Raw genomic sequence first — 17,553 nt, 5'->3', positions numbered from 1 at the left:
CAAAGCTAATAAAGCTGATGATTGCGATGCTAGTTTGCTTGTACAAGCCCATGTCTGATGGCTAGGTGTGTTAGCTTGACATCGCTATCAATGCCTAATTTTTCAAAAATGCGATAGCGGTAAGTATTGACCGTCTTGGCACTGACAAACAGCTGGTCAGCGATTTGTTGTGTGCTTTGGCAATTGACCACCATCATCGCCACTTGTTTTTCACGTTCGGACAGTGCATCAAAAGGCGATTCGGCTTGCTCACCTAGCACGGTCTCGGCAAGCTGTTCGGCGACATCATGGCTAAAATAGCGTGAGCCTGTATGTACTTTTTTGATTGCACGTATCATCTCATCAAGCGGTGTGCCTTTGGTGATATAGCCATTGACGCCCGCTTTGAGTAGCATAGACGGATATGGCTGTGCCGATAGGCTGGACACCGCCAAAATCTTGATATCGGCATTATGCTGTTTGATACGGCGAGTGGCTTCGACACCGTCAATATTTGGCATATTGACATCCAGCAAAATCACATCAGGGCAGAGGGCTCTCGCCTGTAGCACGGCACTATCACCATTATCCGCTTCGCCGACGACTTCAATTTCGGGTGAGTCATCGAGCATACGAGTGATGCCCATTCGCACCAAATCATGGTCATCAACGACCAATACTTTAATCATTATTTTGCCTTTGCATAGTATTTGTGGACATTGTACCAAAATGGCGATATCTTGTCATTGAATTGCTTGGGAAATTTTCAATTTGCTCAATCAAGCCTGCCCTGTGTTAGAAAAATTGATAAAAAGTCTTGCTCAAGCGTTACGCCATTATTTCCAATCTTTTATGAATTGGTGTAATTCTATAAAATTTGGGATATTGTTCAGTGTTTTTGTGAGATTTGCTCAAAAATCAGCCATCTTGCACAACCATTACAGCCAAAATGTGCTACAATTAAATTAAGAAAAGTGTGTCCAAATCCTGTCAAATCATGATAGATATGATGAATAATAAATCAATTTGCAGGACTTGAGACGCATGGTGACAGTTGTCTTATCATTCATGAGATGAGTGATGGGGCGGTTGATTAAAGTGGACACAGTGTCTGCGTGGGTAGTATTGCCCAACAAATGAGGATTAAGCATGAAACCAACCCAATTTACAAAACGAACGAGCAAACACCTAGCGTTGATGCTGGCGGTCGTGGCAAGTTCAAGTGCATCAGCATTTGTGGTCGATAACAGTCAATCCAAAACTGTTAGTAGTACAAATGGCGTCACAACCAGCAATCAGCGTGCCTATGCAGTCGGTGAGAGTGTCACTGTACAAAGCACGCCGACTTATACCATCAGCCAAAGCGAATACTACGAGCCAGCACCCACTTATACATCAACACCTGCGCCAGCACCACAGCTAAGCCAAAGCCAAACGGTATCGGTCGCACCTGCGGGTAGTCAGCCTGTACAAGCCCAAGCATCAACCAACTACAGCACTCAGCAGTATAATAACTACAATTTTAGCTCAGGTTCAAGCTTTGCTGGTGATCAGCTAGCGATTTCACCACGCTCAGCGGCGGTATTGGTTTATGATATCCAATCAGATCAAGTGCTATTTGCAAAAAATGCCGATGTACAGCGTTCTATCGCATCGATCAGTAAAGTGATGACAGCGATGGTTATTCTAGATGCACAGCTTGATATGCGTGAAGAAATTACCTTGATTGCATCGGATTTGGTGGGTGCTAAGCAAGCTAGCACACGCCTCAAAGCGGGTGATCGCATGACACGCTCAGAGTTTACCTTGATGATGTTGATGCGTTCAGAGAACCCTGCTGCCAAAGCGCTTGGACGTACTTATCCGGGTGGTTATGATGCGTTTATCGATGCCATGAACCGCAAGGCACAAGAGCTGGGTATGTACCAAACGGCATTTAGCGATACATCAGGTCTAGACCCACGTAACCGCTCATCAGCGACGGATTTGGTCAAGATGATGAAAGCGGTCAATACAGATCCGCGCTATCATAGCATCCGCAATTTCTCAACTGCGCCACAATACGATTTTTATATCGCCAACTACAACTCAGGCAACCGCACCTACAAGGGCAACAACACCAACCGTCTGGTGCGTGAAGGTACTTATCCAATCGGCGTCCAAAAAACTGGCTTTATCCGTGAAGCAGGCTACAGCGTCGTCATGGAGACCAATGTCAATAACCGTCCCGCAATCATTGTTCAGCTAGGTGCAAGCAACAGCGAGAACCGCTGGTCTGATGCCGAGAGTATCTTGACCGAATTGGCATATCGTCGCTAATAGCGTGATAAAATCTTAAGCTTGGGCATCTGCTCAAGCTTTTGTTTTATTTACTTGCAAATTTCGCTATAATTCATCCTGATGCCGTTTGCCATGCTAAGGAATGATATGGATATACAAAGTAAAGACAAAGCACCGAAACTGTACCTGCTTACCAATGATGATGAAATCAGCACCTTGCTTGATAAACTAGAAAGAGCCTTTGATACAGGTGCGGTATCACTACTACAGATACGTCGCAAGGTGACGCTCAAGCAGTTTGATTTGGCAACTGTGTATAAAGAAGCGGAACTGCTCGTCAGCCTTGCCAATGATTATGATATTGATGTGGTGATGAATGACGATTTGGAATTGGCATCGCATTTTGGTACAGGCTTGCACTTGGGTCAGCGTGATGGCAGCGTGCGTGTGGCTCGTGAAATTTTGGGCGAAGATGTGGTGATTGGGCGTACTTGTCATGCTGATATTGCCCTGTTTAAAGAAGCCAAGCGAGAAGGCGCAAGTTATGGCGCAATGGGTACGGCTTTTGCATCCATCACCAAACCCCGTGCCAATATTGTGCCTAGGCAAATTTTGACCAAAGCTTGCGAATTTGATTTTCCGCTATGTGTGATTGGCGGTATTGCTTTGGATAATATTTATCAGTTACGTGATGACTTACAAGGTCATCCAATCGAATATATCGCTGTCACGGCGGATATTATGGGTCATTCTGCTGATAGCATTGGCGCAAAATGCCTTGCTTGGGCGGAGAAATTGAAACATTGGTAAGTGTATTCTTATCGGTGTGATTATGATTGCCAACTTAGGTCAGCTGATGCTATAGATGTATCAATGAATGATGTCAAGGTCATGGCGACATCAAAATATCATTAGCTTAAAAACACATAAAAAAAGACCCAATCAAGGGTCTTTTTTGCCACAAGGCGTGCAGTGATTAGCCTTTTAGTGCTTTTACAGCTGCGTTTAGACGGCTCTTATGACGAGCTGCTTTGTTCTTGTGGATGATGCCTTTGTCCGCCATACGGTCAATTACTGGCACAGCTTTGTTATAAGCTTCAGTCGCTAGCTCGTATGATTTAGCTTCGATTGCAGCATTCACACGCTTGATGAAGGTACGAACCATAGAACGCTGAGAAGCGTTGTGTTGGCGACGCTTAGTGTTTTGACGAGCGCGTTTGCGAGCTTGTGCAGAGTTTGCCATTGTGTTTATCCTTATAGATAAAATAAAAAGTTAAAAGTTTAAGAATAAAGTGGGTGCGATCAAATGTGAGGAGGTTTAATCGCTTGGACAATATAAACGCCTATATTACCAAATTATTAAACATACCACAATAAAAAAATGCAAAATTTTGTTAATTTCATGCTGTCATCAGAGTGCTTGAGATGATTTGAAGTAAAAGTTATATTTTGTAGCAATTTGCCGATGAATATATTGTGGATTTTTGGCGTGTCGCCGTGTGATTTGTGATAAAATAGACTGTTAGTATTATATTGGCGATTCATAACAGATGAAAACAAAAGCGATCATCATTGGTGGTTCGGGGCGTGTCGGTCAGGCATTGGCTCGTGAACTTGCGACCATGTATGAGACGGTGATTTTGATTACACGCACACAGCCAAAGGTGATGAGCGAAAATATGCAGGTCTATCAAGTGCCTGATTTTCAGTCATTGACCACGACGGTTGAGTCTATCTCGATTGGTGAAGATACTGATGCGTTCAGCTGTCTTGGCGTGTCAAAAGAACAAACCGCCAGCCGCGATGAATTTTATCAGGTCAATGTGCTATACAATATGGAATTTGCCCGAGTGTGCCAAAGTAAGGGCGTGGGTCGGTTTTTCTTTTTGTCGATGACCGGCGCTGAAAATCCGCAGTATAATGATGAGCTGATGGCAAAGGCGGATGTCGAATATTACCTAAAGACGCTCAATTTCCAAGAATTGCTGATTTTTCGCTTATCAAAACTCACGCCCATCAATCCGACATTGAGTGTTACAGGTGTTAGACAACTACTCAATCGCACCAAAGATACACTCATTTCTGCCATCGGTTTTAATAAGGCTGAGCCTTTAAGCCCAAGCCGTGCAGCGGCTAGTATTGCGATTGTGGCATTTCGTCTGCACGCACGAGCCAGCCAAAAATCATCCAAGCAAGTGCAAATCATCAGCCATGAGCAAATGTGCCAATTGACCGAGCCAAAAAAATCCAAGCGCAAATTTGCCGTTGTCAATGCTTAGTGAATTGTCATTGATTTGATTAAGTTTATAAATAATTTATCTGGAAAAAATAAAAGTCGCACAACACGGTGCGACTTTTTTGTTTGGCAATAGCATTAAGCATTAAGCAGATAGCACTTGACGAATCTTGACTAAGGCTTGGTCTAGCTCATCTTTGGTGATGATGAGCGGCGGTGCAAAGCGAATCACGGTGTCGTGCGTCTCTTTGCACAACAAGCCAAGTTCTTTGAGTGCTTCACAGTATGGGCGAGCTGCTTCGGTCAGCTCAACGCCGATGAATAGCCCACGGCCACGCACTTCTTTGATTTTTGGGTTTTGGATTTTTTGTAGCTCGGCTAGGAAATATGCGCCCAATTCGGCAGAGTTTTCGGACAATTTTTCATCCACAAGCACATCAAGCGCAGCGATAGAGACAGCGCAGGCTAGTGGGTTACCACCAAAGGTTGAGCCGTGTGAACCAGGGTTGAATACGCCCAAAATGTCATCATCAGCGACCACGCACGAGATTGGGAATACGCCGCCACCCAAAGCCTTGCCTAGGATGTACATATCAGGGACAAAGCCTTCGTGCTCACAGGCGAACAGCTTGCCCGTGCGTCCAAGACCTGCTTGGATTTCGTCAGCGATAAACAGCACATTATTGGCACGGCAGACATCATAGGCAGCTTTCATATAGCCTTGTGGTGGGATGTTGATACCTGCTTCGCCTTGGATAGGCTCAATCAAGAACGCCACAGTATTTGGCGTGATGGCAGCTTGTAGTGCGTCCAAATCGCCATAAGGCACAAGCTTGATACCGCCAAGCATCGGGCCAAAGCCACGCTTGTAGTCATCATCGCTCGATAGCGACACCGCACCCATTGTGCGACCATGAAAGTTGCCAACGCAGGCGATGATTTCGGCTTGATTATCCGCCACGCCCTTGACATCGTAGCCCCATCGCCTTGCGGTCTTGATGGCAGTTTCGACGGCTTCAGCACCAGTGTTCATTGGTAGCACACGAGATTTGCCGGTAAGTTTGCTGACTTTTTCGTACCATGGGCCAAGCTGATCATTATGAAACGCACGGCTGGTCAGCGTCGCACGGTCGGCTTGGTCTTTGAGTGCTTGGATGATTTTTGGGTGGCAATGACCTTGGTTCACCGCTGAATAGGCGCTTAGCATATCCATGTAGCGGTTGCCTTCAGGGTCTTCAACCCAGATGCCTTGAGCCTTTGAGATGACGATAGGTAGGGGTAGGTAGTTGTTCGCCCCGTAGGTTTCGGTTTGTTTGATTAAATCTTGAGAAATTGTCATGATTGATTATCCTTACAATTTGGTACAATAATAGTAAGTCAAGTGAGACTTGGTCAATGCGCCAACAGTTGGCAAAAATCCTTTTTTTGTTGGATGGTCAATCATAGCGACGACCAAAAATGACAACAAAAAGCCATTTTATCACCTTAACCGAACTTTGCAAGCCAAAATAACCAAAAATCCGTGTGAAATTTATGCGAATTTTTTAATCATAGTATCGGAAAATATTAAAAAAATCACGCCATGATGCATGACGTGATTGGGTAAGTGGTTTTATGATGGCTAAAAAGTCATCATTAGCCGATAATACCACCAAATTGCAACAAGAACAAAATGGTAAATCCTGACAAGAACACGATGCCTGCTAGGGCAAATAGCGTCATGCCTGTGCTGATGTTACCTTCTTTTTTGATGAGCTTGTAGTTCAGATAACCAAAAATCGGTGCAGTGACAAATGCTGTAATCATCGCAAACTTGAGTAGTGCCGCCATTTGACCCAAGAAAAAGGCAATCAGCACATAGCCTGATACGATAAAGAACGCAGTCCATTTGGCGACGAATTTTTCGGTCTCTTCGGTGGTGTCAGTTTTGATCAGTGATAAGCTCTCAGCGGTGGTACGACCATAGCCGTCAGCACAGGTGATGACCGTGCCATACATACATAAGAACGCAATAAAAGCAACCAATAGGCGTGACCATTCACCGATGGTTTCGGTGTACATCTGAATCAGCTGACCGACATAAGCGCCACCTTGCATGGCAATCTCTTGACCTGTGCCGTACTGAACGAATACGCCCAGTGCCAAGAAAAACAGTGCCAAAATCGCTGAAGTCAAATAGCCGACATTAAAGTCAATCATGCCTTGATAGCGGCTGGTGTGGTCGGTGCGAATTTTTTTGGCAGTCCAAACTGAAGTAATCGCCGAGAACTCAAGCGGTGCAGGCATCCAGCCCATCAAGGCAATGATAAAGCCAAGCGCTGCCAAATTCCAAGGTGAGGCAGGGACAAAGTCAGGTGCGATTTGTGCAGGCTTGCCCATCGCCACAAATACCGCCGCCACAGTCGCCACCGTCAACGCCACGATAATCCATTTGGTTACGCCATCGAGTAGCTTATAGTGACCAGCGAACAAGAGTAGCCATGATGATAGCATTACAATGGCAGACAGTGCCAAAGTGTTAAGCTCAAAGGGTAGCATATAGCCCAAAATCGCCGCAGCAAGCAGGGCGACCGCACCTGTACTGATAATCCCTGATAGGATACACATGATAAAAAATGCCCACAGATAAAAGCGAGACAGCTTGGCATAACCTGCCACAAGGCTCTCGCCCGTGCTATAAGCGTATTCTGTGCCGAAGCGATAAAATGGATATTTGAACAAATTGGCAAGAATAATCATAATCGCCAACTGCCAACCATAGAGCGCACCTGCTTGGGTGGATGCCACCAAATGCGAACCACCGATGGCGGCTGACGCCATCAAAATCCCCGGCCCAAAGGCTTTCCAATTGAGTTTGTGGCTCGTGCCAATATTTGCGGTATTATCAGTCATGCTATCTTAGCCAAAATGGCTCTCCAAAGTTATCTAAAGTTATCAAGGTTGTCTTGGTCAATCGACAAAGAAGGTTATTATCTTTATTGCTTACATTACCAAAGTAAAATTTGAGAAGTACAAAATAACACAAAACACACAAATGATAAATTAAAAAATGGAATGATTGATATAACTTTGCGTATGCTGAATGAATAAGATGAATATTGGAATGGATAAATTTGATGAAAAAGTCGCAGCAATGATAGATGGCAATAAAAAACCGCTTTGGCATGACCAAAACGGTTTGGGATGATTTTATGATTAGCACTGACTAAAGCCACTACCGACATTCACCACATCAATGCGGTTCATGGCATCGGTGGCATGAATGGCAAGTCCGCCTTTGGCAGTTTCTTTGTATTTATCCATCATATCCATGCCGGTGGCTTTCATGGTGGCGATGGCTTTGTCGAGCGAAACATGATGGCTACCATCACCACGCAGGGCAAGGCGTGCGGCGTTGATGGCTTTGACAGATGCCATCGCATTACGCTCGATACAGGGGACTTGTACAAGCCCTGCAATCGGGTCGCAGGTGAGACCCAGATTATGCTCAAGTCCGATTTCGGCGGCGTTTAGGCACTGAGCGACACTCCCGCCAAGCACATGAGCAAGACCTGCCGCCGCCATCGCACAGGCTGAGCCAACTTCCCCTTGGCAGCCAACTTCAGCACCTGAGATGGACGCATTTTTCTTAATCAGCGCACCAACAGCACCTGCGACGAGTAGAAAATCACGCACCCCTTGATAATCAAACGACGGGATAAAGCCACGATAATAGTGTAGCACCGCAGGAATGATACCGGCAGCACCATTAGTTGGTGCGGTGACGACTTTACCGCCGGCGGCGTTTTCTTCATTGACCGCTAGGGCGTATAGGTTTACCCAATCCATCGCAAGTAGCCCGCCATTACCTGAGTAGCCGTATTCTTTGGACAGCTGTTCATACAGGGCTTTGGCACGGCGTTTGACATTGAGACCACCGGGCAAGATGCCATCGACTTTACAGCCTTGGGTGACACAGCCTTGCATCACCATCCAGACTTCATTGAGATAGTCTTTGAGCTCATCTTCAGTGCGGATGGCGGTTTCGTTGGCAAGCATGATGTCGCTGATGCGCATATCGTGCTTTTGGCAGAGATTGGCAAGCTCTTCTGCACTATTAAAGTCATAAGGATAAGGCGACACCGCTGACTCATCAGGCAGTTCGTGAATTTCAAATTCATCTTTGATAAAACCGCCACCGATAGAATAAAAGGTACGAGCAAAGGGCTTGCCATCACCAAAATGCGCCACCAGTCGCATACCATTGGGATGTGCAGGCAGGGCGTTATCATCCCACAGTAGATGCTTATCGGCGTCAAATTTCACCGTGTGCACACCGTTTAGGCTAAGGGTGTTTTCTTGATAAATGGGCGCAAGATACTTATCGGTCTTGGTAGTGTCGATGGTGCGTGGCTCATGACCAAGCAGTCCAAGCAAAATCGCCGTATCGGTGGCATGACCTTTACCTGTCGATGATAATGAGCCGTACAGTTCGATGTAGATTTCTTGGACGCTGTGGATTTTATCACCAAGTTCATTCACAAAGCGATTGGCAGCGACCATTGGGCCGACGGTGTGCGAGCTGGATGGGCCGATGCCGATTTTAAAGAGTTCAAAGACGCTAATCATTGTTATGCATTCCTTTTTATGTTCATTGTGTCCATGCCATTATATGACAAATTTTATCATAAGCATAGCGCACGATTGCTAACGGTAGTGGTGGCTGTTTTGTTGCTTGGTTGTATAGGGCTAATCTTGACAAGCAGCGGGATTGCCTTGACGGTCGATACACATCTTTGTGCCATTGGCAAGATTGCCAATCCATGCTCGGCCATTTTCAAATTTAAAAGGCGTACTTGGTAGGGTAGGTGTTGCACCGTTTGGCACGACGCCACTTTGCTCAAAACGAAAATCAATCACCAAATCACCCCGACCGTCGATATAACCCCAACGGCTACCCATGCGTACCGCTGCCAAGCCTTCGCTATAGCTTTGTACTTCATCAAAGACATATTGAATCATCGCCACGCCATTGGCATCAATAAAGCCCCATTTGCCGTTTTGCTCGGCAGGGAAAAATGGCGGTGATGTGGTGGATGAACGCATTGGCACGGCTGAGACGGTCGCAGCTTGATTGACCGGCGTACTGACAACCGATGAGCTGACAAAGGCTTGTGACATGGCGGGCGTTGTGCTTGTAGGCTGTGTCACGATATGCGTGCTAGACGCACCAAGCACATTACTACTGGTCTGCGAGATGGTGACCGATGCAGGCGGTGGCTTGGTCTGCGTATAGCTTGGCGGCGGACTGCTTGGCTCGGTAGCGACTTGCGGTGTAGGTGCTAGCGTCGCTGGTGTGCTTGCAATACGCTTGCCACTGGTATCGATTTGATAGCGTTGATTGCCTTTGGTGACGGTCGCTACCCCATTTTGAAAATCAGTGATATTGCTGATACTACGGTCAAAGCCAACCACCGTCTTGCCCCGTGTGTCAATCACCCCAAACGCACCATTTTTATAGACGACGATACGCCCATCAGAGACACCACGAGCCCACGCGCCTGTTGGCATACGGTCGTATTGGGCGCTGATGGCGGTTTTGCCATTTTTATTGATATAGCCGACCTTGCCACCTAATTGAACAGGCATCAAGCCATCGCCAAACTGATGTGCTAGCACCGCATGATAAGTGAACAAATCGGCGGTCTTTTTGCCTTTGTTATCAAGTAGTGCCACAGGCGAGCCATCATCTTTGGTCGCAAGATAAACACCGCTTTGGGCGGTACAGCTGACATTTTTGTAGTCGCTTTTTGGTGGTTTGCACGCAGCGGCAGCTACGCCGATGCTGGCATAGCTTAAGATTGCAAAAAGTCCAAGTCTAGATACGTGTGTTAAATAAGTTGTCGTCATTATCGTCACAAAGCTTAAAACAATAAACACATTTTACTGCCAAAATAGGCCAATGTATAGCCAAAATATGGGTGAAAGTACATTCATGGTATAGAATCTTTATGTACCAACATGGTCTGTCAGCTAGATAAATCAGAGTGAGATTTTGCATAATAGTTATTAAAAATCTGAGTAAATTAGTCAAGTTAATCGGAATCCATTTGATGATTAAAAATTTGTATCAAAAACTTTAAATAAATCAATCAAAACAGTTGCAAATGGGAACGGTTATTGTTATTATAACCGCATAAACAAGAATCACTCGCTTTTGAGAGTGAAATGTATTCAACTTCAACAAGCAAGCAACCGTCTTGCAGATACAAGGATTTGAGCGATGTATGTTTGTATTTGTCATGATGTCAAAGACACCCAAATCAAGACCGCACTCGCATCTGGCGTGGACGGCATGAATGGACTGCAAGAGACTTTGTCAGTCGGTACTTGCTGTGGTTGCTGTATCCCGATGGTGCAGGATTTGGTGGATGAGCATCAAGCAAACTTTGTAGCAATTGATGTGATGGCAGGCTAAGACTGCTAGCATCAGAGAATGATGCTGATTAAAGTGTATAAACTTTGTAATTATATTGCTAGATTATTGCTAAGATGTGATAATCATTCTTAAAAATAGCCAAGTGCCAAGTTTGTAAATTTTATCAATCGATAATCATTTTCAAATTTAAAAAACTAAATGATAGTGATTTTTGATTAACTTTTGTGCAAGATTTTAGATAATTATAATAAAATCAAAGACTTATCATATTTTACATACGATCATCTAGATGCGACAGTGTCTGGATGATTTTTTATGTCATTTGCAAGTTATTATCAGAGTGCTAAGCGTTCGCAGTTCTATAGCATTACAAAGTCATGCTAGATTTTTATCAAGTCTGTGTTAAGATAATGCTATAGCAAATTGGCAAGTTGCCCCGTGTTTATTTGGAGTACGACTATGAAATCTTCACAAAAAGTTATCGATTATCTAAATTTCCTATTGGCAGGCGAGCTTGGTGCTCGTGACCAATATTTTATCCATTCGCAAATGTATGCTGAATGGCATCTTGGCAAGCTGTATGACCGTATCCATCACGAGATGGAAGATGAAACCTTGCACGCACAGCTGCTGATTACTCGTATTTTGATGCTTGGTGGCACGCCAAATATGCAAGTGGGCGCGCTTAATATCGGTACTGATGTGCCAAGTATGCTAAAAAGCGACCTTGAGCTAGAATACAGCGTCCAAGAACACCTAAAAGAAGGTATCGCCCTATGCGAAGCTGAGCGTGATTATGTCACTCGTGATATGCTGGTGCGTCAGCTAGAAGATACTGAACAAGACCACGCGCATTGGCTAGAACAACAACTACGCCTAATCGAGCTGATGGGTCTGCAAAATTACCTACAAAGCGTGGCAGGCGAAGCGGTACAAGCGACCGCAGCGCACTAATATAGGATAAGGGAGTATTTATGAAAGGTAATAAAGAAGTTATCCGTGCATTGAACGCCGTGCTTGGTCAGTCATTGATTGCGATTAACCAGTATTTTTTGCACGCACGCATCGTCAAAAACTGGGGCATCGGCGAGCTTAATGAAGCGTTTTATAAGCAGTCAATCCAAGAAATGAAATGGTCTGATGAGCTGATTGAGCGTGTGTTATTGCTTGAAGGTTTGCCAAACCTACAAGAATACGGCAAGCTGATGATTGGCGAGACTGTCGAAGAAATCCTAGCTTGCGATCTAAAGCTTGAACAGCGTAAGCACGACATTCTAGTCGATGCCATCGGTGTTTGTGAAGCTAATCGTGATTATGTCTCTCGTGAACTTCTCGTTAATCTCAAAGATGGTAACGAAGAGTATGAAGATTGGATAACAACACAGCAAGAAATGATTGAAGATATGGGTATCCAAAACTTCATTCAGCTAAAAGCAAGCGACGACTAATCGACTACTTTATCTGTTTTGCGATTGGTAAAAGCGAGCCAAAAAAAGCCCTAATACAGCTTGGTATTTGGGCTTTTTGCTGTGTTTGCACTGTACCGCTCAACTTTGAGTGCACAGTAGTAAATTTTTTTAATGGCAATCATTGACAAAATTGATACAAAATCAGTAGCATATGCAGAGATTTTGACCGAAAATGCCGTGATTTAGCAGGTGTTTTGTGGTATTATTCACCAAATAAATGAAAGCTATATAAGTATTTATTTTTGGGAATAAACTTTTTTTACCAATACTCTTATAATAGCAATACGAAAAAGTTTTGATTTGCTGTTGATACTTTGTATCATAAGTAATTAAATGTGGTGCGTGTCAAGATTGTCTATCGGTCTTGGCATGTGTGTTTTGTAATCGCTGAGCGTTTTGGCGATTGCTTGGTTAACGCAGGATAAATGTGATGACTTATTATAACGATACCGATCACATCGAAACCCAAGAGTGGTTAGATGCTTTTGAATCGGTTATTAAAAATGCCGACAAAGATCGTGCACAATTTCTACTAAAAGCACTATACAACATGGCAGTTCAAGAAGGCTTGCCATTCAACCGACTAGATACCGCTTATATCAACACCATTCCTGCTGAAGATGAGCCAAATTATCCTGGTGATCTACACATGGAGCGCAAATTGCGTGCCTTGATTCGCTACAATGCGTTAGCGATGGTTATGCGTGCCAACCAAAATGATGACGAGCTGGGTGGTCACTTGGCGACTTTTGCGTCATCAGCGACTTTGTACGAAACAGGCTTTAACCATTTTTGGCGTGCACCAAGCGAAGCGCACGGCGGTGACATGATTTATTATCAAGGTCATGGTGCGCCGGGTATGTACGCTCGTTCGTTCCTAGAAGGTCGCCTAAGCGAAGAGCAGCTTGAGAATTTCCGCCGTGAAGTCGATGGTAAAGGTCTATCAAGCTATCCGCACCCATATTTGATGCCGGACTATTGGCAGTTCCCAACCGTATCGATGGGTCTAGGTCCGTTGATGTCGATTTATCAAGCTCGCAACCAAAAATACCTAACCAACCGTGGTCTGATCAAAGACGAAGACCGTAAAGTATGGGCATTCTTGGGCGACGGTGAGACGGACGAACCAGAAAGCTTGGGTGCGATCTCAATGGCGGGCCGTGAAAAGCTTGACAACCTAATTTGGGTTATCAACTGTAACCTACAGCGTCTAGACGGCCCTGTGCGTGGTAACGGCAAAATCATCCAAGAGCTTGAGTCGGTATTCCGTGGTGCAGGCTGGAAAGTGATTAAAGTCATTTGGGGCGATCATTGGGATCCGCTACTTGCCAAAGACAAATCAGGTGCGCTAAGACAGCGTATGGATGAAGTGGTTGATGGTGAATATCAGCTATATGCAGCCCGTGATGGTGCTTTTGTCCGCAAAGAGTTCTTTGGTAAATATCCAGAGCTTGCAGAGATGGTTAAAGACTGGACGGATGAAGAGCTGATGCACCTAAACCGTGGTGGCCACGATCCGAAGAAAGTTTATGCAGCGTATGCTGAAGCAATGAAAGCCAAAGGTCAGCCGACAGTTATTTTGGTCAAAACCGTCAAAGGCTATGGTCTATCAAGCCAAATCCAAGCGGTGAACAAAGCACACCAATTGAAGAAATTGGATGAAAGTGGTCTGAAATATTTCCGTGACCGTTTTGACTTGCCATTTACCGATGAGCAGCTTAAAGAATTACCATTCTACCGCCCAAGCCCTGATAGTGCTGAATACAAATATTTGATGGGTCGCCGCGAATCATTGGGCGGTCATTTGCCTGCGCGTCGTAGTGGTCATATTCCGCTACAGATTCCTGAGCTGTCAATCTTTGACCAAGTGCTACAAGGCTCAAAAGGCAAAGAACAATCTACGACGATGGTCTATGTGCGCTTGCTATCAGCACTACTAAAAGACAAAGGCCTAAACAAACACGTCGTGCCAATCGTACCGGATGAAGCGCGTACCTTTGGTCTAGAAGGCATGTTCCGTCAGTTGGGTATTTATTCATCAGTCGGTCAAAACTATGTTGCCGAAGATGCCGAAGCCTTGATGGGCTATCGTGAAGCCAAAGACGGCCATATGCTTGAAGAAGGCATCAACGAAGCAGGTGCGATGAGTGCGTGGATTGCTTTGGCGACCAGCTACTCGGTGAACGCATTGCCGATGATTCCGATGTACATCTACTACTCAATGTTTGGTTTCCAGCGTATCGGTGACTTGGCATGGGCGGCAGGTGACTGCCAAGCGCAAGGTTTCCTATTTGGTGCAACCGCAGGTCGTACCACGCTAAACGGTGAAGGTCTGCAACACCAAGACGGTCATAGCCACATCCTATTTGGTACAATTCCAAACTGTGTGACTTATGACCCATGCTATGGCTATGAGCTAGCTGTTGTGATGCATGACGGTCTGCGCCGTATGTATGGCGAAGGTGAGCGTGTGTACTACTACATCACCTTGATGAACGAAAACTACGAACAACCTGCAATGCCTGCAGGTGTCGAAGAAGGCATCAAGCGTGGTATGTATCTGCTTGAAGACAATGGCTCAACACAAGTTCAGCTACTTGGTTCAGGTGTGATTCTGCGTGAAGTCCAAAAAGCCGCTCGCATCCTAAAAGATGAATTTGGCATCACAGCAAACGTGTGGAGCGTGACCAGCTTCAATGAGCTGACCCGCGATGGTATGGCGTGCGATGACTACAACCGCCTACACCCAACTGCTGAACAAAAAACTCCTTGGGTGACTCAGCAAATGGCGCCACACAAAGGTATCGTGGTTGCAGCGACTGACTATATGCGCAACTACTCAGAGCAAATCCGTGGCTGGCTACCTGACAGCCGTCCATATGTGACGCTAGGTACTGATGGCTTTGGTCGTTCGGACAGCCGTGCCAAACTGCGTAGCTTCTTTAATGTCAATGCTGAACACATCGTTGTTGCGACTTTGAAGAAATTGGCAGACGAAGGCGAAATCGATGTACGCCTAGTACAAGATGCTATCAATAGCTTTGAGATTGATGCTGACCAAGCACCTGCATGGCAGCCACAACCACAGTACGATTTCTTCCCTGATGCGCCAGCACCGAAGACAACTCGTGAGCCAAACCCAGTGCCAGAACTGGTTGACGACAATCACTAATCACCCGAACTATAGGAGAATATGATGGAAATCAAAGCCCCCGATTTGGGTGTAGAAAGTGCCGAAGTTGCCGAAGTGATGGTAAAAGTCGGTGATGTTATTAGCGAAAATGACAACCTAGTCTTGGTTGAGTCGGACAAAGCATCTGTTGAAGTACCTGCACCTGTTGCAGGTACCATCACCGCCGTTCATGTCAATGTCGGCGATAGTATCAGCGAAGGCTCGGTACTATTCGCTGTTGAAACTGGTGCAGCTGTACCAGCACAAGAAGAAAAGCCTGCCGAATCAGCACCAGCACCAACTGAACAGCCTGCACAAGCAGTTGCACCAGTTGCATCAGCACCAGCATCAAGCCAAACGCACAACCTGCCTGATCTAGGTGTGGACAGTGCCGAAGTTGCCGATGTAATGGTGAAAGTAGGTGATACTGTGACCAAAGATCAGCCGTTGATTTTGGTTGAGTCAGATAAAGCATCTGTGGAAGTACCTGCGCCGGTTGATGGTGTTGTAGAAGCTATCCTTGTCAAACAAGGCGATGCCGTATCAAATGGTCAAGCATTCATCACCATCAAAGGTGGCGCATCTGCTGACACTGCACCACAAACTGCCCCTGTACAAGCAGAACAAGCACCAGTAACCGCACAAGCACCTGCACCAGCTGCCGCAGCATCAAGCCAAACGCACAACCTACCTGATCTAGGCGTGGACAGTGCTGAAGTCGCTGATGTGATGGTCAAGGTTGGCGATACCGTCACCAAAGATCAGCCGTTGATTTTGGTGGAATCAGACAAAGCATCTGTGGAAGTGCCTGCACCGGTTGATGGTGTGATTGAAGCCATCCTTGTCAAACAAGGCGATGCCGTATCAAACGGTCAAGCATTCATCACCATCAAAGGTGGTGCACAGGCTTCTGCGCCTGTGGCGACTGCTACACCTGCCGCACCTGCACAAGCACCACAAGCCAGTGCGCCAAAAGCAGCTGCACCACAAGCAAGCACAGCACCAAGCCAAAAACTGCCTGAAGCTGTCGTGAACGAAAAAGCGCGCAATGCTCATGCAGGTCCTGCGGTGCGTAAGTTGGCTCGTGAGATGGGTGTGGATATTAGCCTTGTGACAGGTACAGCGGCACATGGTCGTATCCTAAAAGAAGACCTATTCGGCTATGTCAAGAGCGTGATGAGCGGTGCTACTAAGCCTGCAGCTGCAGCAAGTGCACAAGCTGTTGCGGCACGAGTTGGCTTGCCACCACTACCAGATATGTCAAACAAAGAAATCTGGGGTGAGATTGAGACTGTTGAGCTATCTCGACTACAAAAAGTCTCTATCCCGCAGCTGAATCTGAACACGCTGATTCCACAAGTCACCCAGTTTGACCTAGCGGACATCACCGACACCGAGAACTTGCGTAATGAGCTTAAGGGCGAATTTAAAGCGCAGGGCGTCAGCCTAACTATCTTGGCATTCATCGTCAAGGCAGTGGCATACGCACTGACTCAGCATCCAAAATTCAACAGCCATGTCTCTGATGACAACACCCAAATGATTATCCGCAAGTCGGTCAATATGGGTATCGCTGTCGCAACGGATGATGGTCTGATTGTCCCTGTCATCAAAGATGCGCAAGCTAAGGGCATCCGTCAGCTGGCTGTGGAAATTGGCGAACTTGCCAAGAAAGCTCGTGATAAGAAGCTGTCTGCCAAAGAGCTACAAGGCGCAAGCTTTACCATCTCAAGTCAAGGCAATATGGGCGGTACTTACTTCACGCCACTGGTCAATTTCCCACAAGTGGCAATTTTGGGTATCTCAGAATCAACCTTCCAACCACGCTGGAATGGCAAAGAGTTTGAGCCACGCCTAATGCTACCACTGTCATTGTCTTATGACCATCGCACCATCAATGGCGCTGATGCGGCAGTGTTTACACGCTATATCGCCAAGCTATTGGCAGATCCACGCCGTATCTTGATGTAAGATATATCGTGTCAAGACGACAAAAAGG

The 17,553-nt window shown here is 45.9% G+C and carries 14 protein-coding genes; 8 read left to right on the top strand and 6 right to left on the bottom strand.

The genetic code is table 11. From position 1 onward, the window contains the following. Positions 1 to 29: 29 nt before the first annotated feature. Positions 30 to 668, bottom strand: coding sequence for a response regulator (locus tag B0680_RS04160; protein ID WP_078253796.1), 639 nt, complete (start codon positions 666 to 668; stop codon positions 30 to 32). A gap of 460 nt (positions 669 to 1,128) precedes the next feature. On the opposite strand from B0680_RS04160, the gene B0680_RS04155 reads away from it, so the two are divergent. Together B0680_RS04155 and B0680_RS04150 are read left to right on the top strand one after the other, a co-directional pair. Then, positions 1,129 to 2,298: a D-alanyl-D-alanine carboxypeptidase family protein gene (locus B0680_RS04155; RefSeq protein ID WP_078253795.1), complete on the top strand. Its 1,170-nt coding sequence runs from the start codon at positions 1,129 to 1,131 to the stop codon at positions 2,296 to 2,298. A gap of 108 nt (positions 2,299 to 2,406) precedes the next feature. After that, positions 2,407 to 3,069 (top strand): thiamine phosphate synthase, encoded by a 663-nt coding sequence (locus B0680_RS04150; RefSeq protein WP_078253794.1) that lies wholly within the window; start codon positions 2,407 to 2,409, stop codon positions 3,067 to 3,069. 166 nt (positions 3,070 to 3,235) lie between these two features. On the opposite strand, the gene rpsT is transcribed toward B0680_RS04150, so the two are convergent. After that, the gene (rpsT, locus tag B0680_RS04145; protein WP_078253793.1) at positions 3,236 to 3,502 is read right to left on the bottom strand and encodes a 30S ribosomal protein S20; all 267 of its coding nucleotides are present in this window, start codon (positions 3,500 to 3,502) and stop codon (positions 3,236 to 3,238) included. 307 nt (positions 3,503 to 3,809) lie between these two features. On the opposite strand from rpsT, the gene B0680_RS04140 reads away from it, so the two are divergent. Beyond that, the gene (locus B0680_RS04140) at positions 3,810 to 4,538 is read left to right on the top strand and encodes an NAD-dependent epimerase/dehydratase family protein (RefSeq protein ID WP_078253792.1); all 729 of its coding nucleotides are present in this window, start codon (positions 3,810 to 3,812) and stop codon (positions 4,536 to 4,538) included. Positions 4,539 to 4,640: 102 nt separating this feature from the next. Here B0680_RS04140 and B0680_RS04135 read toward each other — a convergent pair whose 3' ends face one another. The 4 genes from B0680_RS04135 to B0680_RS04120 all read right to left on the bottom strand — a co-directional run bounded on the left by B0680_RS04135 (position 4,641) and on the right by B0680_RS04120 (position 10,384). Beyond that, positions 4,641 to 5,834 (bottom strand): ornithine--oxo-acid transaminase, encoded by a 1,194-nt coding sequence (locus tag B0680_RS04135; RefSeq protein ID WP_078253791.1) that lies wholly within the window; start codon positions 5,832 to 5,834, stop codon positions 4,641 to 4,643. Positions 5,835 to 6,130: 296 nt separating this feature from the next. Further along, positions 6,131 to 7,387 (bottom strand): NRAMP family divalent metal transporter, encoded by a 1,257-nt coding sequence (locus tag B0680_RS04130; RefSeq protein ID WP_078253790.1) that lies wholly within the window; start codon positions 7,385 to 7,387, stop codon positions 6,131 to 6,133. A gap of 303 nt (positions 7,388 to 7,690) precedes the next feature. Then, positions 7,691 to 9,103 (bottom strand): L-serine ammonia-lyase, encoded by a 1,413-nt coding sequence (locus B0680_RS04125; protein ID WP_078253789.1) that lies wholly within the window; start codon positions 9,101 to 9,103, stop codon positions 7,691 to 7,693. A gap of 120 nt (positions 9,104 to 9,223) precedes the next feature. Beyond that, the gene (locus B0680_RS04120; RefSeq protein WP_078253788.1) at positions 9,224 to 10,384 is read right to left on the bottom strand and encodes a WG repeat-containing protein; all 1,161 of its coding nucleotides are present in this window, start codon (positions 10,382 to 10,384) and stop codon (positions 9,224 to 9,226) included. A gap of 373 nt (positions 10,385 to 10,757) precedes the next feature. On the opposite strand from B0680_RS04120, the gene B0680_RS04115 reads away from it, so the two are divergent. The 5 genes from B0680_RS04115 to B0680_RS04095 all read left to right on the top strand — a co-directional run bounded on the left by B0680_RS04115 (position 10,758) and on the right by B0680_RS04095 (position 17,525). Further along, entirely contained in the window at positions 10,758 to 10,952 is a 195-nt protein-coding gene (locus tag B0680_RS04115) for a (2Fe-2S)-binding protein (RefSeq protein WP_078253787.1), read from the top strand. A gap of 420 nt (positions 10,953 to 11,372) precedes the next feature. Further along, positions 11,373 to 11,867 (top strand): bacterioferritin, encoded by a 495-nt coding sequence (gene bfr / locus B0680_RS04110; protein ID WP_078253786.1) that lies wholly within the window; start codon positions 11,373 to 11,375, stop codon positions 11,865 to 11,867. A gap of 20 nt (positions 11,868 to 11,887) precedes the next feature. Next, entirely contained in the window at positions 11,888 to 12,361 is a 474-nt protein-coding gene (bfr, locus tag B0680_RS04105) for a bacterioferritin (RefSeq protein ID WP_078253785.1), read from the top strand. A gap of 451 nt (positions 12,362 to 12,812) precedes the next feature. Continuing rightward, positions 12,813 to 15,554, top strand: coding sequence for a pyruvate dehydrogenase (acetyl-transferring), homodimeric type (gene aceE / locus B0680_RS04100; RefSeq protein ID WP_078253784.1), 2,742 nt, complete (start codon positions 12,813 to 12,815; stop codon positions 15,552 to 15,554). Between the two features lie 24 nt (positions 15,555 to 15,578). Beyond that, positions 15,579 to 17,525, top strand: a complete 1,947-nt coding sequence (locus tag B0680_RS04095; protein ID WP_078253783.1) for a 2-oxo acid dehydrogenase subunit E2 — start codon at positions 15,579 to 15,581, stop codon at positions 17,523 to 17,525. Positions 17,526 to 17,553: the final 28 nt, after the last annotated feature.

It is taken from the genome of Moraxella pluranimalium (genome assembly GCF_002014825.1).
Taxonomy (GTDB): domain Bacteria; phylum Pseudomonadota; class Gammaproteobacteria; order Pseudomonadales; family Moraxellaceae; genus Moraxella; species Moraxella pluranimalium.
The sequence above is the reverse complement of the archived record's forward strand: the minus strand, read 5'-3'. Positions and strand labels throughout refer to the sequence as shown.